The sequence below is a fragment of the Aquimarina sp. I32.4 genome (assembly GCF_002924285.1).
GTDB lineage: Bacteria > Bacteroidota > Bacteroidia > Flavobacteriales > Flavobacteriaceae > Aquimarina.
On sequence record NZ_PGUB01000087.1, the window covers coordinates 1 to 20,199 of the forward strand.

The window sequence follows — 20,199 nt, forward strand, 5'->3', positions numbered from 1 at the left end:
ATAGTCTACCTAGCTTACTCTCTTTCCAACTTTCCTCTCTTGTTAGGTACATAGCCCCATCTACACTAACATAATGAAGTTCATCCGCTTTACCTGATTCATATTCTTTATAAACCAGATTTTTGATAACCGCATTATCAGCATCTTCAATCCATTGTCCATATTTGTGGCAAACACGCTCTATTTGCTTGGCATTGACCCCTGAACCTGTCAAATTATTGATCACATCTTCTGCTTCACTAAATACCAAATACTAACCCATATAGCACATGGTTTCTTGAGCCAAACTACTAATACCCATAAAACCTGGAGATTGAGCAATAACATGAGACTTGCAGGATTCTATCTTTCCAAATCTGGTTTGTAGTTTTTTTTTAAGTTCTTGCTCTTGGGAACACGACCAACAGATAATTGTAAAACTTCTTGCTCAACATTTGACATCATTGCAGCGTACGTAGATTCGTATTGATATCCATTCTCCATACGAGAAGGATCAGATAACCATTGTTCAAAATGTTTGTCGAAGATTAACGAGGCTTGAGTCTTTATATCCATTAAATATGTTTCTAATAAAAATACTAAATTTTAACAAAAAGGGAAATTTGTCGTAAACCCAAAAAAAGGAGACTAAACTTAGCGTAGAACGATTATATAGATTAGCAGAAATCCTAGAAATACCAGTAATTGATTTGCTAGATATTAAGGCTAAAAATATTTACAATCAACATATGCAAAACCAGTCTATTGATCATCAAGAAATAGAAAACCTCTATCAAGAGAGTAAAGAAAAAATGGAAAAGATCATTGCTTTATACGAAGCTCGATTACAGGATAAAGATGATCTAATTGCTCTTTTAACCAAAAAGTAATTTTAAAAACTTCAATTCTACTTCCTACCAAAATCTGCAGGTATTTCTCCCCATGCTTTGGTTTCCCATTTTACAATGGTAGTAGTATAGGTGTTTTCTTTTAGCCATGTTATGGCTCGATCCACCAGCTCAAACATCGCTTTATTTTTTGGAGTTCTTTTTAGTTTTGTTCTACATGTTTTTTGTTTTACCCATCCTATTGCTATTTTAGAATCAGAATAAATAATGCGATCACTATTTTTCTTTTTGAGGTAGGCCAACCCATGAACTAATGCCAAAAATTCTCCTATATTATTTGTTCCTTGTTTAAAAGGTCCTTGGTGAAAAAGTTGTTTTTGCGTTTGGGTATCTACGCCTCGATACTCCATCTTACCAGGATTACCACTAGAGGCTGCATCTACCGCAATAGAATACAGATTAGGTTCTCCTATTTTTGACAATTGTGCTGCAGTAAGTGTTTTTTTAGGTTTACTTTTTCCTTTATAATCATCATAATTCCCGTTGTATGCCTTTTTGGCAACATCAAAAGAATCAAAAGATTTATATTTTGCTCCTGCATACCCTGCTACTGCAGCCTTACAATCTTTCCAGCTTCTATAAATTCCTGACTTATGCCCTTCCCACACTACATAAAACTTCTCTTTCTTAGCCATTACTATTAATTGATTGTTATTAATTTTGGATGTAATATATCACAAACCATAGGGTCATTTTGTAGGAAATAGTAGTTTTTCTATAACAGCAGGAAAATGCTTATACTCTAATTGATGTATTGCCTGAGCAACATCATCAGCAGAATCTTCTTCAGATACAAGTGTTTTTGCTTGAAAAATGATCGCCCCTTCATCATAATGTTCATTTACATAATGAATAGTGATTCCGCTTTCTTTTTCTTTATTTCTTACTACAGCTTCATGTACATGGTGGCCATACATTCCTTTACCACCATATTTTGGCAATAGAGCTGGGTGCACATTTATAACTTTATCAGGAAAAGAATCTATGATCTTTTTCGGAAAAATCCATAAAAATCCAGCAAGGACAATTACATCTGGTTTGGCATCTTTTAAGACATTAAGTACTTCATTTGTGTCATAAAATGACGCTTTGTCAAAGTGTAAAGCCTTTACCCCCAGTGCATGAGCTCTTTTTAATACTTTGGCACGCAGGTTGTTAGAGAACACATGTGTAACCTCAGCAATTTTTTGCTCATGGAAATATTTTATGATATTCTCGGCATTGGTACCAGATCCGGAAGCAAAAATTATAATACGTTTCATAAAGATTGGAAAATTGTTAATTTAGAGAACACAAAAAAAATAATTATTATTCATTTTTAGGTAGCAAAAACGCAATACTTCGCTATATTTGATAAAATACAAGCACATTTTTATGGGATTGTGGGGTTTTAAAATAAAGTTTTTTATTTTTGCCACCTAATTTAAAAATTAAAATTAAACATTATGTCAGACATTGCATCAAGAGTAAAAGCGATAATCGTTGACAAATTAGGAGTAGACGAAAACGAAGTTGTAAATGAAGCTAGTTTCACAAACGACCTAGGCGCTGATTCGTTAGACACTGTAGAATTGATCATGGAATTCGAAAAAGAATTTGACATTCAGATTCCAGACGATCAAGCTGAGAACATTGCAACAGTAGGTCAAGCAATATCTTATATTGAAGACGCAAAGTAGTAATAACTTCACGACAAAATATGAATCTTAAGCGAGTTGTAGTCACAGGACTAGGTGCCTTAACACCTATCGGTAACAATATTGATGAATATTGGAATGGATTAGTAAATGGTAAGAGCGGTTGCGCTCCTATCACTTATTTTGATACCGAAAATTTCAAGACTAAATTTGCTTGCGAAGTCAAAAATTATTCTCCCACAGATTATTTTGATAGAAAAGAAGCACGCAAGCTTGATAAATTTGCCCAATATGCTATTGTATCTTCTGAAGAAGCTATAAAAGATGCGGCTATTGACCTTGAAAAGGTTGATAAATTTAGAGTTGGTGTGATCTGGGGAGCTGGTATTGGTGGAATAGAGACTTTTCAGGAAGAAGTAATTGGTTATGCCAATGGGAATGGAACACCACGTTTCAATCCTTTCTTTATCCCGAAAATGATTGCCGATATTGCTCCTGGACATATTTCTATAAGAAATGGTTTTATGGGACCTAACTACACCACAGTATCTGCTTGCGCTTCTTCTGCAAATGCAATGATTGATGCTCTAAACTATATTCGTTTAGGTCATTGTGATATCATCATTACAGGAGGAAGTGAAGCTGCAGTTACTATTGCTGGTATGGGAGGATTTAATGCGATGCACGCTTTGTCTACAAGAAATGAAAATTCAGAAACTGCCTCTAGGCCATTTGATGCAACCAGAGATGGTTTTGTACTTGGTGAAGGTAGTGGAGCACTCATTCTTGAAGAATATGAACATGCAAAAGCACGTGGTGCTAAAATCTATGCCGAAGTTGTTGGTGGTGGAATGTCTAGTGATGCTTATCATATGACAGCTCCTCATCCTGACGGAATAGGCGTAGAGCGTGTAATGCTTAATTGTTTAAGAGACGCTGGGGTAAATCCAGAGCAGGTAGATACTATTAATACACATGGTACATCTACTCCATTAGGAGATGTAGCAGAATTAAAAGCAATTACCAAAGTTTTTGGAGACCATGCACCCAACATCAATATCAATTCAACAAAATCTATGACTGGACACTTACTTGGTGCTGCAGGGGCAATAGAGGCTATTGCTTCTATCCTTGCTATGCAAAAAAGTACAGTACCACCAACGATCAACCATACTACAGTGGATGAAAAGATAGACCCTACGTTGAATTTGACATTAAACAAAGCTCAAAAACGTGACATCACATACGCAATGAGTAATACTTTTGGTTTCGGAGGTCATAACGCTTGTGTGTTATTTAAAAAATTGAACGAATAATGAATATTATTCGAAACATACTAAATTCCCGCTCTGAAAAGAACGGGAATTTTTTTTCTAAAATCCAGAAAATCGTTGGTTTTAAGCCTCGTAGCATACATCCTTATGAAAAAGCATTTACACATAGATCCTTGAATTTAAAGGATAAAAAAGGAAATGCTGTCAATTTTGAAAGATTGGAGTTTTTGGGGGATGCCATGCTGAGTAGTGTCATTGCTGCGCATTTATTTAAAGAAGTTCCTGAAGGAAATGAAGGGTATCTAACCAAGATGAGGGCAAAAGTAGTAAGTAGAAAACACCTAAATGAACTAGGGAAAGACCTCAACTTGATAGAACTGGTACGAACCAATATCCCTAAATCTCAATTTGGAATAAATATACATGGAAACCTTTTTGAAGCACTCATTGGTGCTATTTATCTAGATCGTGGTTTTATGTCCTGCGAACGATTTATTAAAGAGGCTGTAATTGACCCATATGTAGATATAGAAAGCCTCGAAGGGCAAATTATTAGCTACAAAAGTCTACTGATAGAATGGTGTCAAAAAGAAAAAAAGATCTTCAACTACGAAGTCTATGAGGACACTGGTAAAGATGAAATGAAACATTTTGCAGTAAAATTAAGAATAGATGACAAGGTCGTTGCCAAAGCACGAGCAACTTCAAAAAAGAAAGCTGAAGAAAAAGCTTCAAAAAGAGCCTACTTCGCTTTTCAATCCAAAATAAACATGTAAGAAGTCACAAACTACTTCTATTTACTATAACAAAAGATTACTCTATATCTTTAAAAAACTCTTTTAAAGAAATATCGTGTATATCACAAATTTTCATAAGAGATTTTAGTGTACAGTTAGCACCTTTTTCTAAACGCCAATAGTTCTTTCTATCGACACCTTTATCATGGGCAAACGTTTCATAACTAGTATAACCAGCTTTAAACCTTAGTTGTCTAATACGCTCTCCAATGATTTTAATACGATCTTCTGTTTTATTTTCCATCACTAACAAAAATCATCATTATGTGTCTGAAAAATTACGGCATGAACACCCCAGAGATATAGAATTTGTTTATAATCCTTCAAAAAACTCTTCTAAACTTATATTATGAAAATCACAAATATTAATTAGTGTGGCCATTGTAAAATTGGATCCCTTTTCCAATCGCCAATATTGCTTTCGATCAATTCCTTTTGCAATAGCAAATTTTTCATAACTTGTGTAATTCCCATCAATCCTTAATTTCTTAATACGTTTTCCAATTAATTGAATACGTTGTTGCAGTTTATCCTGTTTTTTCATAAAAAAGCTGTACTTTATATACTTTCAAACAAAATTCAGTATTCACCCAACAAAATATTACGGCATATGATACGTGATTTTACGGTATATAATGCTCTTTTTGTTGAAAAAATCGTAACTTGCATACTATCAGATATAAATTATCCCCATGAGTATAAAAAAAGACGATATATACCATAGATTTACAAATGAAGTCCTAAATGCGCTTCATTTGGAGTTCAAAAATTTCTTTTGTGATGTTGATAAAAAACGTCCTTATGAAGTTCTTATATATACATGGATAAATAAATTATATAAAAAAGGGAAAACTCGTGAAGAAGCAATAGAACATATACATAGAGCTAGACGTCTTTTTATTCTAAGAACGTACAATGCTCCAAAACCATAATTTGTTGAATTTATAGAACATCACTTTATATGCTTAATAAAAATTACAAAAACCTGAATGCCGAAGAAAAACAAATAGCCATTACACGATTGTCTGAACATATTCATGTTCCTCAAGATGTTCTCAGAGAAGTACTTTTAAAAATGAACCCGGCATTATCTATAATAGATGGTAAAGCTGTAATCCATAGAAATACATTAATGCGATTACGCAAAAGGATAATAGAGCACACTAAATAACCACCACATCTATTATAGATAAAATTATCAGAATCATGGGTGGTTCTATTCTATAAAATAAAACTATAGAACACCCATGAAATTTGATGGTATTCTTGATAACTATAATTTTATACCATAAAGGAAAAACCCCTTCTATCAAAAAGATACTAACTCAATCGTTTTCGTTAAATAAGTTTATATTTAATTAAACTCGTTGGATGAATTTATTTGTATATTTCGCATTAATCTGAAATAAAAAGATCAAAAGTGGCTGTTCAGCGTTTAGTATTAGATGCCTTTGCCGATGATGATTATGAACTTATTGCCATTCATTGTTCATTAGCTTCATATAGGTTAGCTTTTTTATTGAATAAAAATCTGAAATTAAAACTTTTCAGAAAAAAAGAAGATATCATTTTTCGGTATGATGACTCTATTGCCAATTTTCCATTATATAGATATGATGATCATTTTCAATATAACGCATATAGCCTTTTGGGAAATAAGTTTCAGACTCAAATAGAATCAAACACAGATATTTCTGACGGATTGTTTACTACAATAGAGAATACGTTTACTACAAAACATTTAATTCCAGAATTAAAGAAAGTAGATTATTTTCTAAAAATTGAAACAGAGACTTCAAATTTTTCAAGTAAATCCTTGTTAGCCGATATGCTTTCTATTTCGCAAATTATAACTGCATATCCAGTAGAATATGCAACACTTAAATCAAAGAACAACTTAATATTCGAATAATGCCAAAACGTAAAAGAACTAAAATAGTCGCTACTCTGGGACCCGCAACCAGTAGTGAAGAGATCTTAAAAAAAATGCTGGAAGCTGGCGTAAATGTTTTTAGAATCAATTTTTCTCATGCAGATTATAGTGATGTCAAAGAGCGCGTAAAAATTATACGAAAACTAAGTAAGGAACATGGTTATAATGCAGCGATACTAGGTGACTTGCAAGGACCCAAATTAAGAGTGGGTGTTATGAAAGGAGATATCATCGTAAATGATGGTGATACGATCAATTTTGTAACAGGAGAACCTTTTGTAGGAACTGCTGAGCAAGTGTATATGAACTATGAGAGTTTTCCTAAAGATGTAAAAGCTGGAGAAAGAATATTACTGGATGATGGTAAATTGATTTTTGAAGTTGTTTCTTCAAATAAAAAGGATACTGTTAAGGCCAAGGTAATACAAGGAGGCCCTCTAAGGTCTAAAAAAGGTGTCAACCTACCTAATACAAAAATCTCTCTACCTGCATTGACAGAAAAAGATATAAAGGATGCTATTTTTGCATGTGAGCAAGAGGTAGATTGGATGGCATTATCGTTTGTGCGCCATGCTCAGGATCTTATTGAATTGCAAGATTTGATCAAAGAGCATAGTGAGTATAAAATTCCAATTATTGCTAAAATCGAAAAACCTGAGGGTGTTGAAAATATTGATAAAATCGTAGCGTATTGCGATGGACTAATGGTAGCAAGAGGTGATCTTGGTGTAGAAATTCCTGCTCAAGAGGTTCCTCTTATTCAGAAAAAACTGGTACTCAAAGCAAAAACTGCTAGAATACCTGTAATTATTGCTACGCAGATGATGGAGACTATGATAGATAGCTTAACGCCTACACGTGCCGAAGTAAATGATGTAGCCAATTCTGTAATGGATGGGGCTGATGCGGTTATGTTATCTGGTGAAACTTCTGTTGGTAAATACCCTGTACAAGTAATAGAAACGATGTCTAATGTGATCAAAAGTGTAGAGAATTCTGACCTAATTACAGTACCACAAAATCCTCCTCATATAAGAACAAATAGATTTATCACCAAATCAATCTGTTATCATGCTGCACATATGGCTAATGATATTGATGCCAAAGCAATCTGTACATTGACCAATAGTGGGTACACTGCTTTTCAAATCTCTGCCTGGAGACCTGATGCTCATATCTTGGTTTTTACCAGCAATCATAGAATCTTATCACAGCTTAGTCTATTATGGGGAGTAAAAGCCCTTTTCTATGACAAGTTTGTAAGTACCGATGAAACGGTAGAAGATGTTAATCAAATAGCATTGGACCGTAAATTTGTAGCAAAAGGAGATATGTTGATTAATCTTGCTGCAATGCCAATCACAGCAAAAGGAATGGTAAATACGCTTAGGGTTTCACAAGTGTAGATATAGTCTTAAAAAAGCATTCAAAAAAGACCTCTTTTTCTAAGTAAGAGGTCTTTTTTTATAAGGTGTTTTTTAAGAAAATACTCTCCAAGTCTTCTATAGTAACTGGTTTTACTAAGTAATCTTTTACCAAATTAATACTTTTGGCTCTTTCTATATCTACAGGATTAATCGATGAACTTACCACATAGAGCGTAATTACTTTTCCAATTTTGTTTTTTATTTTGGTGAAATTATCTAGAAACTCCCGCCCATCCATTACTGGCATATTCAAGTCAAGAAATATAATCTCAGGAATTGTCTTGTTATCCAAATTAGTCAAAATAGCTTCAAAATGATTGAGTGCATCTTTTCCATTTTGAAATACCATTAAGTTCTTACAAAGGCTTCTTGTCTCTACAATCTTTTTTACAAGATTCACATACATATTATCATCATCAATAATACAAGCTAATCCTATTTTTTGACTCATGTCTATAGGGTTTTATTTTTTTAAAATTCAATTATAAAAGTAGTTCCTTGATCAACCTCACTTTCTACACTGATATTACCTCCTAATGACTCTACCTGGTTTTTTGTTAAAAACAATCCTATTCCTACTGCATCTTTGTTATAATGGAACGTCTTATACATTCCAAATATTTTATCCTTGAACAGTTTCATATCTATTCCTCTACCATTATCAGATACTTTCAAGTATTTATTTTTACCTATCTCATATGTCTTGATTTTTACAATAGGATCTCTATCTAAGTGTTTATATTTTATAGCATTTGTTATTAGGTTGAGTAAAATACTTTCTAGATAAGCTGCTATATAATTAACCTCTTTTAGGTCAGTAAAATCAACTAAAACCTTTGTTTTACTCATAGATATCATTTGCCCGATTCCATTTGTAACCAAATCAAGTGATTCCTGAAATTTTATTTTCTTTTTTACTTGGTCTTTATTTGTGTGAATCGCTACGATCTCGTTTAGATGTTCAATCGTAGTATTCAGGCTATACGATATCTGTTTGATTTCTTTGATAAATCCAATTTTTTCTTCTGGATTATCAATATCTTCTATTAATTGTACTAATAACGACAAATTACTAGTATGTGATCTAAGATTATGGGATACGATATGAGCAAAATTGAACAATCTAGAGTTCTGTGATGCAATTATATCAATAGATTTCTGTAGTCTTACTTCTTTTTGCTTGATTTCGTCTATATCTTGAAAAACCCCTCTAATTCCAATTATCTCTTTACTATCATTATATATCGGTTTTCCTATAGCTTTTACCCAAAACTCCCTTTTATTGGCTGTGACCATCTTGATCTCTGTATTAAAAGGTACTCCTGCCATTGCACAATTAAAAAATAAGTCTGCCGCTTTTTGTATTGAATCCTCTGCATAATAATTAGCAGAATCCTTAAGCGAAGGGATATAATCATCTGGGTACTCCAAAATTCGTTTGGTCTCAAAATCCCAATAACTTTTTTTTTCTTTAAAATCTACATACCAACTACCTGTAGAGGTCATTTGTGCAGTTTCTTTATAATAAAAATTATCTTTGGCAATGTCTTGTTCAGGTTCTAGTTTTACTTCTATAAAAAAAACAAGACTTACTTCTGATTTAATATTAACTGGTAATTCATCATTGGTGGCACATCTAAAGAGTTTATAACCTCCTTGTTTGTCAAGAATTTTTATATGTTGTTTAAAGTTTACAGCATTCTGCCTATAGCTTATAAAATTATCTCTAAAAAGTGCTACATCATCTTGATGCACCAAATGTTCTAAAAAATAATCAATTCTGGGTTGTAATTCCTCTTTTGAATACCCAAGGCTATTACAAAATTTATCTGACCATACTTCTCTTTCTGGATTTATATGCAGCTCCCAATAGCCTGCATTAGAATCTCGTATTACACTATTAAAAAGTTCATTCTGGAGCATTGAAAAGAATTATTATCTTAACAAGATAAGGATTTATTACTTATTTTCTTCTATTCTATCGAGCCTAATAGCTAATGCTTTGGTAGAAATTTGAACTTCTATAAAAGATAAGAAAAGAGAAACCATCAATAAAAGAAGACTGATTGCAAATACCATATTTGCCAGTGATATTTGCTCTATATATAACAAGAACATAGTAATTACACTGGTCAAAAAACTCATTATAGCTATTGCTTGCATATTACGTATTAGTCTGAGTCGTTTTCTTAAATTTTTGATTTGTAATACTATATTTTTTGATTGAGAAATCAAATATTCATTATGTAATTGCCTTATCAATGCGGCAATAGCTAAATATCTAGCATTGTACGCCAACATGGTTAATGATATTGCAGGAAACAATAATGCTGGAATCCCCATAGTAAGAGTCATATCTTTTTTCTTTTGGAACTACTAATGTAGATCAAAAAAATAGAGTAGCAAATAATAAGCTAGCCCATTATCAAAATGTATTGTTGAGAAGTATTACGGCTTTAATCCATTGCTTCTTTGCAGTTTATTAGCTGTTTTAATTCTGTGTCTAATCCATATTTTTTCCACAGTGAAATGTCTTTTTTTAATGATAATGGGTTCTGATTTTTTTCTATATAACTCTTTATTGACTGTACTATCAGATCATTTGAATCACTAATTTTTAATATTGATTTTTTTCCTGGTATGCTATAATCTCCTTCATATTCATAACAAAAAACAAGTACCTTATCTCCTTGTGTAAGATCTTGATCATAAAAACAATTTGAAACAAAAAGAGATTGATTTTTATAGGTGTTATTTTTTACATCTCTTACTGTAAGTACCTCATCTATTTGTATTCCTCCTTTTTGAGAAACAACTATACTTGTTGAATCTTCAGCTGGGGTATTTATATATCGAACAGTTCCTAGAAATACAAAACTATATGTATCACCACAATTACCTATAAAAGGGCCAGATTGAGGCCACCAATAGGTATATCCTACCCTAAAAACATCAGACATAGAAGGGTCTGAACTTTCTAAAGTGTTTTTCGACTCTTGTGCATTGCTGATACTAGAAAAAATAAGACTGAAAATTATGACAATTCTTGTTACTACCTGATACATTTTTATAAAAATAAACTACCTCGAGATAAGCCCACGAAATATTCGTTTGAAACAAACCTTTAATTTCGAAGCTAGCTTCGAAGTATTAAAATCTCTCTTAATGTATAAAATTTAAACAACCATTGGTATTAAATATAATATTTTTTTCATTCTAAAATGGTTTATGTGGTTATATCTTGTCTGTATTGTTTTGGGGAGATCCCAGTCATTTTTTTGAATGTACTATAAAAGGTAGACTTTGAGTTAAATCCTGATTCTAGTGCAATCCCAATAATCGTGTAATTTGCAAAATGTGGGTTTCTTAATTTTAACTTTGCATCCTCTATCCTAAATCTATTTATATAGTCAGTAAAATTACGTTTACTTATTTTATTTACTAACTGTGATAAATAATTATTGCTGATATGTAATCGTTTTGCCATTGCATCCAGTCCCAGCGTTGAGTCTCTATATATTTTTGCTTCTTTCATTAAAAAGTCAAGCTCTTTATAATGAATATTATCACTTGTAATATGTATCTCTCTTTTTGCAAAAACATGTTGTATTTTTTTTGCCGTTAATTTTGCTATCAATCGAAATAAAAATATATAATCCTCATTAAAAAATTTGCTTTGGGAATGTTCTGAATCTATAACACCAATCACTTTATCATTCATAAAAATAGGAACCGATAACTTTGATTTATTATTAGTATTATAGATCGTATATCTATAGTCATAAGAAATCGTATCAATACATTGCAATTTTCCTGACTGTGCTACTTCACCAATGACACCTTCTCCCTTCATAATTTGTATTGGGGTCATGTTATTATTCTCCTTGTTTTTATTAGTATCAAATAGAGTTTTCTGAATCAAAAAAGTATTCTCCTGATCAAACATGTATATAACACCGTTTTCTAATTTGAGTTGTGAAATACAATTTTCTGTAATATCTCTTAATACCTCATCTAGTGTATTTTTTTGGAACAATGCAGATGCAAAGTAACTCAATACCCTTATCAAATCACCAGACTTATTCTGGTTATTGATAAAGCCTTCTTCTGAAAAGAAATAATCTAAATCAGAAATAGCACAACCTGAAACCGAAGGTTGTCTTAAATCCTTTTTATTCAATGTCTGTATTTGTTCTCTAGAATTGCTTTGAGCATCATCTATAGTAATCATTTCCTGCTTTTTTTTTAAAAAAGCAGATGAGTCTGTCATTATCTCATTATGTATATTGTTTTTGATACTCATGATGATCATGTTGATTCTACATCAAATATAGAACGACACTCTTCTAGGATACAAATACAATGTCTCGGAATTCAGAGAATTTCGAGACTTAAAAAACACACTAAACAAATGAATAACAATAAAATAACTCATATAATAAGATTAGAAAATAGTATCTTTATCTATAGCTATACATACGATTCTGATTAAACAAAAACTCTTGAACCTAAAAAAACCATATCCTTTTTTTGTATCTTTTTATATTAGATTATTCATTATTCTTTTTTTATCTAGTATACAATCTTCTCTTGGGCAAGAAAAAGATTTTGAGATCCCTGATTCTTTGAAGGCCATGAGCTATGATAGTATATATACATCTTATCGCAAAACCTGGCGAGATACCATACAATCAAAAATCTACTTGCGTAGCTGTTTAAAAAAAGCAATCACTGAGAATAATACTATAAAAATGGCGCAGACATATTGCATGTTATCGTACTATGCTGTAGAAGAATCAGAAAAAATAGCTTTATTAGATAGATCTATTGCGCTAAGTAAAGGTTCTGGAGATAAAATGTATCCAATTGTAGCTTATTCTTTTAAAGGGGGATATTATCTAAAAAAATGTAAGTATAGTCTAGCCCTAGACAGTTATCTTGCACTACTATCTGTAGCAGAAAAAGTACAAAATTCTGAGTTTATAACTGTTACCAAACACAATATTGCTTGTATTAAAACCGAAATCGGAAAACACCAAGAGGGCCTACCTCTTTTTAAAGAAAACTTTGCTCATATTATTGCCAATCATAGTACTGATACTACTCGATTCTTAAAATCTTCTATTGCATTGGCAGAGTCATATCGATATAATCAACTGCTAGATTCTGCATCGTTATATAATTCTAAAGCAATACAACTATCTAAAAAACCAGGGGTTTATTATGATCGTTTTTATGGCAAAATTATAGTCAATGAGGGTATTAATCTCTTTTTTAAACATCAATACAAAACCGCATATGATAGCATTTCCAAAGGTCTTTTGATGTTGAATAAAAGTAGTATAGAGTATATAAAAACACATGTTTTGGGAGAGTTTTATTTAGGGAAAATCCACTTAAAACAACAGAATAAATTAGCTACCAAGACACATTTTATCAAGGTTGATTCTATCCTACAAAAAGAGAAAATTACTCCAATAGAGATTCGAGAAGGGTATGAGTTTTTAATCAACTCTTTTAAGACATATGGTCAAAAAGAAAAGCAACTAGAATACATCAATAAATTACTCAAATTTGATAGCATTATAAATAAAGAAGCTTCTTTTGTCTCTTCTCGATTGTTTAAAGAGTTTGACACTCCTTTGTTGTTAAAGGAAAAAGAAGTACTTATCACTGAACTAACAGGAGATAATAAACATCTGAATCTGGCAGTAATTTTTCTTAGTATCATCTCAATTGTGATTCTCCTTTTCTTATATATCCAGTTTCAAAAAAAGAAGGTATATCAACAAAAATTTGAAAAACTCATTCATCAAAATACTCAAAATCAGAGTAAGACATCAAAAAATAATCCTTCTCACGATATTGGGGTTCCAGATGATACTGTAAAAGAGATATTGACTGGCCTTGCTTGGTTTGAGCAAAATCATCTGTATTTACACAAAAATATAAGTACTACTTCTCTAGCCAAAGACATAAAAACAAATACAAAGTATTTATCTAAAGTGATCAACCACCATAAAAACAAAAACTTTATTAATTATATTAATGATCTCAGAATTACATATGCTGTAAATGAACTCAAAAAGAATAAGACTCTTAAAAATTATACGATACAAGGAATTGCTGAAGAAATGGGGTTTAATACTGCCGAATCTTTTTCTTCTGCCTTTAAAAAGAGTACTGGTATCAAAACTTCTTATTTTATCAAAAAACTACATACCGAAGTGGTTTAAGCTTTTTTTCAATTCACTATAAATACTTGATGACTTTATCGAAATTCACGGAATTTCGAATAACAAAAATAACATAAATAGCTGTTTTATTGGTGTTTATGTTATTTTTGTTCTGGGAATTAAATAAAAGTATTTACACAAAAATCTTAAAAATTAAGTATCATGAAAAAAGTAAAGGGCAAAAAGTTAAGTCTTAACAAATTAAACATTACAAAATTAGAAACCATAGTATCTATCAAGGGTGGTCATCGCAAGACAGATGACCCTGGTGATCTTTTTTATCACACCAGTATAGCTTGCGAAACAAAACAAATAAACTGTACCAGTCCAATTATAATTGGGTTAGGGTAAAAAAAGACCTTATGTTGTTTATCACAACATAAGGTCTTTTTCTAATTAACATACTGTATTATGCTCGATAAGAAATCATCTTACTTAACATCAAGGTTTATCTTCTCACTATTTTTTCCGCTACTAATTACAATTTGATAGTTTCCTACAGGAAGGTAATACTTACCATTTTTCCTTTTTGACACTTCTTCATCAGGGTATTCTTTTTCTAAAGCATTTTTCCCTTTTTCTGTAATAGTAAGATCATACGTCACATAATTAAGCCCTTTATCCCCTTTTGTAGAAAACTCCTGAAGCACTTTTCCCTCTTCTGTAGTAATCTTTACTAAAACATCTACTGTATTAGAGATATAATACTTAATTGTTGTCTCTGGTTTATTGGGTGTCATCCATTTACTCCAGGAAACACCCCATCGATCTGACCATTTTATTGCAGGCATCTCAAAAACATGTAGTGCTTTGCTCATCACCTTGTCATTAAGAGTCTGTAGTGTTTCTATATTGGTAGTATAGATACTTCTACCGTGCGTTCCTAATAATAAATCTTTGGCTTCTGGTTGTATAACAATATCGTGAACCGCAACATCTGGTAATCCTTTAGAAAATACTTGCCAGACACCTCCTTTGTCAAAAGAAACATAGGCACCATTATCTGTTCCTAAGTATAATACATTTTCATTTTCTGGATCTTCTTTGATTACATTGATTGCTGCTATTGGTAAATTGTTTGCTATACTTTTCCAGTGTTGTCCATAATCATCACTTACATATATATAAGGAGTAAAATCATCCCATCTATATCCGTTTAGGGTAACATACACTCTTTCCTTTTTATGAGATGATGCAATTACTCGTGATACCCAAAGATCTTTAGGAAAAGAGTCTGAAATTTTGTTCCAGCTACCTCCAGAATTTTTGGTTACATATACCAAACCATCATCGCTACCTGTATAAATCAATCCAAATTGAAAAGGAGATTCTGATATCGAGCTCAGTGTGCCATAAGCTACATTTCCTTTTTTTCCACCAGTGGTCAAATCATTTGATATTGCTACCCAATCATCTCCTTGGTTCATAGATCGCATAAGCTTGTTACCCCCGACATATAAAATATCCTGATTATGAGAAGATAATAGGATTGGTGTTTGCCAATTGAATCGATAAGGGGATTCTCCTAATTCATGTTTAGGTTGAATATATGTTTGTTCATTTGTTGCTCTATCTATTCTAAAATAATTTCCAAACTGAAATCCTGTATAGACAATATTTGCATCTCTATTATCAATCTGTATTTGCATACCATCTCCTCCCATGATACTTTCCCACGGATAATGCCCTGTCTGATGCCATTCTTCATCTTCTTTTGCTGTATGTGCTCCTACCCAAACTCCATTGTCTTGTAAACCACCATATACGTTATATGGTTTTTCATAATCTATATTGATTGCATAGAACTGTCCTACACTTGGTTGATTTGCTTTTATCCAATGCTCTCCATCATCATAAGAAATATTTACCCCACCGTCATTACCATTTATCAAATGCATTGGATTTTTTGGATTGATCCACAAGGAATGGTGATCGGCATGAACATTTTTGCCATTGATATTCTTAAACGTTTTTCCTGCGTCTTTAGATTTCAGAATTGGTACCCCAGATATATAAATATGATCCTTATTGACAGGGTTTACTTGTATTTGTGCAAAATAATATCCATAACTATAGAATAGATCATCTATATAATCTGTATGGGTTTTTTGCCATGATTTTCCTCCGTCATCACTTCTATACACTTCTGCGCCTACTACTGGAGTATCAAACAACATTGAATTTGCGTTTTCAAGATATTTAGCAAGATCAATTGGTGCTACTGTACCACTGCGTACTAAATGTTTTACATTATCTGCTCTGTATTTTTCTTGAAAACCATTGGTTTTTAAAAACGCATTTAGCTTTTTATTTTCTAATTTGAGAAAAGTCTCTGATGACATTGTTTTAAAATCCTCTTTGGTCAGCCCTGCTCCCTCTTTTTTTACAGTACTTTTCTCTCTCCTATATTGGTTATCATGTACAGCATATATTGTGTTTTTATCAAAAACTGCAAGACCAATACGTCCTACTCCTTCTCCTGTAGGAAAACCACTTCCTTTTATAGAAATTTTATTCCAGGTAAGTCCAGCATCAGTACTTTTATAAATTCCTGACCCCAAACCATTCCCTCTAAAATTCCAGGCTTTTCTATCCTTATCCCAAGCAGAAGCATACATGGTATTAAAATCATTTGGAGTAACTGCAAGGTCAATAATCCCTGTTTGATTATCAATAAATAATGTTTTTTGCCACGTCTTACCGCCATCTGTTGTTTTGTATATTCCTCTTTCTTCATTAGAAGAGTATAAATGTCCTGTCGCTCCAACTACTACTTCGTTGGGATTATTTGGATTGATAATTATTCTACCTATATGATGAGTATCTGTTAATCCAACATTTTTCCATGTCTTACCACCATCATCAGATTTTAAGATTCCAACTCCAGCATAAGAAGATCTTGATGAGTTATTCTCTCCAGTTCCTACCCATATGATATTGTTTTTCCAATCTACAGCAATATCCCCAACATTGATAGTCTCTGCTGAATCCATCACTGGTTCAAAAGTGGTTCCGTTATTTATTGTATGCCATAATCCCCCAGAGGCATATCCTACATAAAACTCTGTAGTATTGTCAGGGTTTACAGCCACATCAACTACCCTACCACTCATCACTGTGGGGCCAATGTTTATAAAAGGCACATGTTGTACCAATGAAGTTTCTTTCATTTCTTTTTTATTCAACAACCCTTTTTGCACTGCGTCTGCATGTATTGCTGGTTGTTGAGAATAAATTAAAGAAGAAAGAAAAAGAAAAAAAGATGCAATAAATATTTTCATTTTGAATTAGTATTTAGTGCGCTCAAAGTAGATATTGTTACTACAAACTCAAAATTTTTAGAGATTGTTTAACAATCATCTATTTCTCAAAATGTTGCGAATAAAATAATTTTATACCATTTCTTTCTTGGGTTTTTCATATTTTTTTACTTAATTTATTGATTATCAAATAATTAAATAACACAATCATGGAAGAGTATTTGCCATTAATTATTCAGTTAATAAGCGGAGCTGTAGGAGGAAATGTTGCAGGCTCAATACTAAAAAATGTATCTTTTGGTAAACTAGGAAACTCAATTCTTGGAATATTGGGTGGTGGTATAGGAGGATACTTATTAAGCTATCTAGGAGTTGATACTTCTGGCGGAATGGATCTATCTGGTATATTGGGTAGTATAGCTGGCGGTGGTGTTGGTGGTGGTGTATTAATGGCTATAATTGGCTTATTAAAAAATGTAATCGCCAAATAGGATATAGCTAGATTGATAAAAATAATCTACTTAAAAAAAGGAATTCACAATCTTATGAATTCCTTTTTTTATTACGTAAATAATAATCCTATTTTTGAAAAAAATCAATATTTTAAAATCCTCATCTCAACTAAGTACGTATGGGGTACATAATTAAACAACATATAACACAATGAAATATCACCAAATAGATAGCAGTCTCTTTATAAAAAATCGTAAAAATTTTGTTGCACAAATGAAGCCCAATAGTATTGCGGTATTTAATAGCAATGATATATATCCTATCAGTGCAGATAGTACTATGCCGTTTGAGCAGCATAGAGATATTTTTTATCTAAGTGGTGTGGATCAGGAAGAAAGTGTATTACTTCTTTTTCCTGATGCTCCCAATGAAAAACATCGTGAGATACTATTTCTTAAAGAAACCAATGAGCATATTGCTATATGGGAAGGAGCAAAACTAGACAAAGAGCGTGCTTTTGCTGTTTCAGGAATCAAAACTGTATACTGGCTTCAGGATATGGAAAAAGTTTTCTTTGAGATAATGACTCAGTGTGAGACTGTTTATGTAAATACCAATGAACATTACAGATCAAATGTAGAAACAGAAACTCGTGAAGATCGTTTTACCAAGTGGTGGAAAGCAAAATATCCTGCACACACTGTAGCCAAAAGTAATCCTATTCTACAACGTTTACGTTCTGTAAAAGATTCTATAGAGATAGATTTGATGCAAACGGCTTGCGATATTACTGAAAAAGGATTTCGTAGACTTTTAGGATTTGTAAAATCTGGTGTATGGGAATATAATATCGAGGCTGAATTATTGCATGAGTTTATCAACAATAGATCCAAAGGTTTTGCTTATACCCCTATAATTGCAAGTGGTAATAATGCCAATGTGCTTCATTATATAGAAAATAACCAACAATGTAAGGATGGAGATTTAATCCTTATGGATGTAGCAGCAGAGTATGCTAATTACTCTAGTGATCTCTCTCGTACCATTCCTGTATCAGGTAGATATACCGATCGCCAGAGAGCTGTATATGATGCTGTACTTAGAGTAAAAAATGAAGCTACCAAATTATTAGTCCCTGGAACAATCTGGGCCGATTATCATGTAGAGGTTGGTAAACTTATGACCTCTGAACTACTAGGATTAGGACTGATTGACAAAGCTGATGTACAAAACGAAAATCCTGAATGGCCTGCTTATAAAAAATACTTTATGCATGGTACTTCTCATCATATTGGGCTGGACACTCATGATTATGGGATTCTTACAGAGCCTATGAAGGCAAATATGGTGTTTACTGTAGAGCCTGGAATTTATATTCCTAATGAAGGGTTTGGAATAAGATTAGAGGACGATGTGGTTATACAAGAAAAAGGTGCTCCTTTTAATTTAATGGAGAATATTCCTATTGAAGCTCAGGAAATAGAGGAACTGATGAATAAATAATAATCAGATTTTAACAGTATATAAGCCTCTTATGATATGATCATGAGAGGTTTTTTTTAATACCGATAGAATATTTCCTTCTCTTTTTTCGTTGAATACTAAAAAACTCCTTTTATATAATATGCAAAGAATGAAAATTATGGCAGGTCATCAACAAGCCATGCCTTATTTGGTCGTTGAAAAAGCTGAAGATTTTATAGATTTTATTCGAAAAATATTTCAGGCTCAAGAAATGTTACGTCGCTTAGATACTAATCACCGAATACAGCATTCAGAAATTAAAATTGGAGATACTACCATTCTTCTTACCGAGGCATCACAACATTACCCAGCACACCCAGGATCTATGTATGTATATGTAAAAGATACAGATCAAACTTATTATGAAGCGATAAATGCTGGAGCCAAATCTCTTATGGAACCTATGGAAGAAGATTACGGTGCCAGAGAAGCTGGTTTTCTAGACCCATACGGGAATACATGGTGGATCGCTACATTAAATTAGATTAAGAGTTCTACACTTTATTATTTTAGAAATTTATATTCATGACTACCCAGCTGTTTTCAAAGGTTTAATAACGATTAATAAATCAAAATAATAGTCTTTGATTATCTATCGATTTGATGACATAATATCTATCTACCAAAGCTTTTGTTAATCCAAATTACAATTATTAATCCCTCTGATTAGTATATTATTATACAATTTACGGATATTAACTTCGCATAAATGCGTCTAAGTAGTGATGATTACTTACTATAGATTTTATAAGTTCATTACTCATACTTTCT

Annotated in this window: 25 protein-coding genes; 13 read left to right on the plus strand and 12 right to left on the minus strand. The window is 32.3% G+C overall.

The annotated features are described in order from the left end of the window. Both CVD18_RS16815 and CVD18_RS16820 read right to left on the minus strand, forming a co-directional pair. Positions 1-250: hypothetical protein (locus CVD18_RS16815; RefSeq protein WP_199185099.1), on the minus strand; the 250-nt coding region annotated here is incomplete at its 3' end. 92 nt (positions 251-342) lie between these two features. After that, on the minus strand, positions 343-555 hold the full coding sequence (locus tag CVD18_RS16820; RefSeq protein ID WP_103863630.1) for a hypothetical protein: 213 nt from the start codon (positions 553-555) through the stop codon (positions 343-345). A 173-nt stretch (positions 556-728) separates the two neighbouring features. Between CVD18_RS16820 and CVD18_RS22675 the strand changes: the two genes are divergently transcribed. Further along, positions 729-869, plus strand: a complete 141-nt coding sequence (locus tag CVD18_RS22675; RefSeq protein WP_158250481.1) for a hypothetical protein — start codon at positions 729-731, stop codon at positions 867-869. A gap of 17 nt (positions 870-886) precedes the next feature. On the opposite strand, the gene CVD18_RS16825 is transcribed toward CVD18_RS22675, so the two are convergent. Continuing rightward, positions 887-1,522 carry a viroplasmin family protein gene (locus CVD18_RS16825; RefSeq protein ID WP_103866589.1) on the minus strand — a complete coding sequence of 212 codons (636 nt, stop codon included), beginning with the start codon at positions 1,520-1,522 and terminating at the stop codon, positions 887-889. Between the two features lie 54 nt (positions 1,523-1,576). Then, on the minus strand, positions 1,577-2,149 hold the full coding sequence (gene purN, locus CVD18_RS16830; protein ID WP_103866590.1) for a phosphoribosylglycinamide formyltransferase: 573 nt from the start codon (positions 2,147-2,149) through the stop codon (positions 1,577-1,579). A 183-nt stretch (positions 2,150-2,332) separates the two neighbouring features. On the opposite strand from purN, the gene CVD18_RS16835 reads away from it, so the two are divergent. From CVD18_RS16835 to rnc, 3 genes are read left to right on the plus strand one after another with little or no spacing between them, the layout of a single operon-like run. Further along, complete coding sequence (locus CVD18_RS16835) at positions 2,333-2,566, plus strand: acyl carrier protein (protein WP_024768509.1); 234 nt, start codon at positions 2,333-2,335, stop codon at positions 2,564-2,566. A gap of 20 nt (positions 2,567-2,586) precedes the next feature. Then, entirely contained in the window at positions 2,587-3,840 is a 1,254-nt protein-coding gene (gene fabF, locus CVD18_RS16840; protein ID WP_103866591.1) for a beta-ketoacyl-ACP synthase II, read from the plus strand. Beyond that, positions 3,840-4,574 (plus strand): ribonuclease III, encoded by a 735-nt coding sequence (gene rnc / locus CVD18_RS16845; RefSeq protein ID WP_103866592.1) that lies wholly within the window; start codon positions 3,840-3,842, stop codon positions 4,572-4,574. Before fabF ends, rnc begins: the two co-directional genes overlap by 1 nt. Before the next feature lie 37 nt (positions 4,575-4,611). On the opposite strand, the gene CVD18_RS16850 is transcribed toward rnc, so the two are convergent. Both CVD18_RS16850 and CVD18_RS16855 read right to left on the minus strand, forming a co-directional pair. Further along, positions 4,612-4,839 (minus strand): helix-turn-helix domain-containing protein, encoded by a 228-nt coding sequence (locus CVD18_RS16850; RefSeq protein ID WP_103866593.1) that lies wholly within the window; start codon positions 4,837-4,839, stop codon positions 4,612-4,614. Between the two features lie 69 nt (positions 4,840-4,908). Further along, the gene (locus CVD18_RS16855) at positions 4,909-5,139 is read right to left on the minus strand and encodes a helix-turn-helix domain-containing protein (protein WP_103866594.1); all 231 of its coding nucleotides are present in this window, start codon (positions 5,137-5,139) and stop codon (positions 4,909-4,911) included. Positions 5,140-5,287: 148 nt separating this feature from the next. On the opposite strand from CVD18_RS16855, the gene CVD18_RS16860 reads away from it, so the two are divergent. The 4 genes from CVD18_RS16860 to pyk all read left to right on the plus strand — a co-directional run bounded on the left by CVD18_RS16860 (position 5,288) and on the right by pyk (position 7,934). Beyond that, a complete protein-coding gene (locus CVD18_RS16860; RefSeq protein ID WP_103866595.1) occupies positions 5,288-5,527 on the plus strand; it encodes a hypothetical protein in 240 nt (79 codons plus the stop codon). 29 nt (positions 5,528-5,556) lie between these two features. Beyond that, a complete protein-coding gene (locus tag CVD18_RS16865; protein ID WP_103866596.1) occupies positions 5,557-5,766 on the plus strand; it encodes a hypothetical protein in 210 nt (69 codons plus the stop codon). 249 nt (positions 5,767-6,015) lie between these two features. After that, complete coding sequence (locus tag CVD18_RS16870; protein ID WP_103866597.1) at positions 6,016-6,507, plus strand: IPExxxVDY family protein; 492 nt, start codon at positions 6,016-6,018, stop codon at positions 6,505-6,507. Further along, entirely contained in the window at positions 6,507-7,934 is a 1,428-nt protein-coding gene (gene pyk / locus CVD18_RS16875) for a pyruvate kinase (RefSeq protein ID WP_103866598.1), read from the plus strand. The genes CVD18_RS16870 and pyk overlap by 1 nt, the downstream gene beginning before the upstream one ends. A gap of 58 nt (positions 7,935-7,992) precedes the next feature. Here pyk and CVD18_RS16880 read toward each other — a convergent pair whose 3' ends face one another. The 5 genes from CVD18_RS16880 to CVD18_RS16900 all read right to left on the minus strand — a co-directional run bounded on the left by CVD18_RS16880 (position 7,993) and on the right by CVD18_RS16900 (position 12,258). Further along, the gene (locus CVD18_RS16880) at positions 7,993-8,406 is read right to left on the minus strand and encodes a response regulator (protein ID WP_103866599.1); all 414 of its coding nucleotides are present in this window, start codon (positions 8,404-8,406) and stop codon (positions 7,993-7,995) included. 20 nt (positions 8,407-8,426) lie between these two features. Further along, positions 8,427-9,878, minus strand: coding sequence for an ATP-binding protein (locus CVD18_RS16885; protein WP_103866600.1), 1,452 nt, complete (start codon positions 9,876-9,878; stop codon positions 8,427-8,429). A 36-nt stretch (positions 9,879-9,914) separates the two neighbouring features. After that, positions 9,915-10,310 (minus strand): DUF2721 domain-containing protein, encoded by a 396-nt coding sequence (locus CVD18_RS16890; RefSeq protein WP_103866601.1) that lies wholly within the window; start codon positions 10,308-10,310, stop codon positions 9,915-9,917. 101 nt (positions 10,311-10,411) lie between these two features. Then, positions 10,412-11,020: a hypothetical protein gene (locus CVD18_RS16895; RefSeq protein ID WP_103866602.1), complete on the minus strand. Its 609-nt coding sequence runs from the start codon at positions 11,018-11,020 to the stop codon at positions 10,412-10,414. 161 nt (positions 11,021-11,181) lie between these two features. After that, on the minus strand, positions 11,182-12,258 hold the full coding sequence (locus CVD18_RS16900) for a helix-turn-helix domain-containing protein (RefSeq protein WP_158250482.1): 1,077 nt from the start codon (positions 12,256-12,258) through the stop codon (positions 11,182-11,184). Positions 12,259-12,457: 199 nt separating this feature from the next. Between CVD18_RS16900 and CVD18_RS16905 the strand changes: the two genes are divergently transcribed. Then, complete coding sequence (locus CVD18_RS16905; protein ID WP_103866604.1) at positions 12,458-14,191, plus strand: AraC family transcriptional regulator; 1,734 nt, start codon at positions 12,458-12,460, stop codon at positions 14,189-14,191. Positions 14,192-14,353: 162 nt separating this feature from the next. Then, positions 14,354-14,542, plus strand: a complete 189-nt coding sequence (locus tag CVD18_RS16910) for a hypothetical protein (protein ID WP_103866605.1) — start codon at positions 14,354-14,356, stop codon at positions 14,540-14,542. An 80-nt stretch (positions 14,543-14,622) separates the two neighbouring features. Here CVD18_RS16910 and CVD18_RS16915 read toward each other — a convergent pair whose 3' ends face one another. Continuing rightward, positions 14,623-17,472: a glycosyl hydrolase gene (locus CVD18_RS16915; protein ID WP_103866606.1), complete on the minus strand. Its 2,850-nt coding sequence runs from the start codon at positions 17,470-17,472 to the stop codon at positions 14,623-14,625. A 188-nt stretch (positions 17,473-17,660) separates the two neighbouring features. Between CVD18_RS16915 and CVD18_RS16920 the strand changes: the two genes are divergently transcribed. From CVD18_RS16920 to CVD18_RS16930, 3 genes are all read left to right on the plus strand, one after another. Continuing rightward, entirely contained in the window at positions 17,661-17,942 is a 282-nt protein-coding gene (locus CVD18_RS16920; protein WP_103866607.1) for a hypothetical protein, read from the plus strand. Positions 17,943-18,114: 172 nt separating this feature from the next. Beyond that, positions 18,115-19,407, plus strand: coding sequence for an aminopeptidase P family protein (locus CVD18_RS16925; RefSeq protein WP_103866608.1), 1,293 nt, complete (start codon positions 18,115-18,117; stop codon positions 19,405-19,407). Positions 19,408-19,528: 121 nt separating this feature from the next. Next, a complete protein-coding gene (locus CVD18_RS16930) occupies positions 19,529-19,912 on the plus strand; it encodes a VOC family protein (RefSeq protein WP_103866609.1) in 384 nt (127 codons plus the stop codon). Positions 19,913-20,199: the final 287 nt, after the last annotated feature.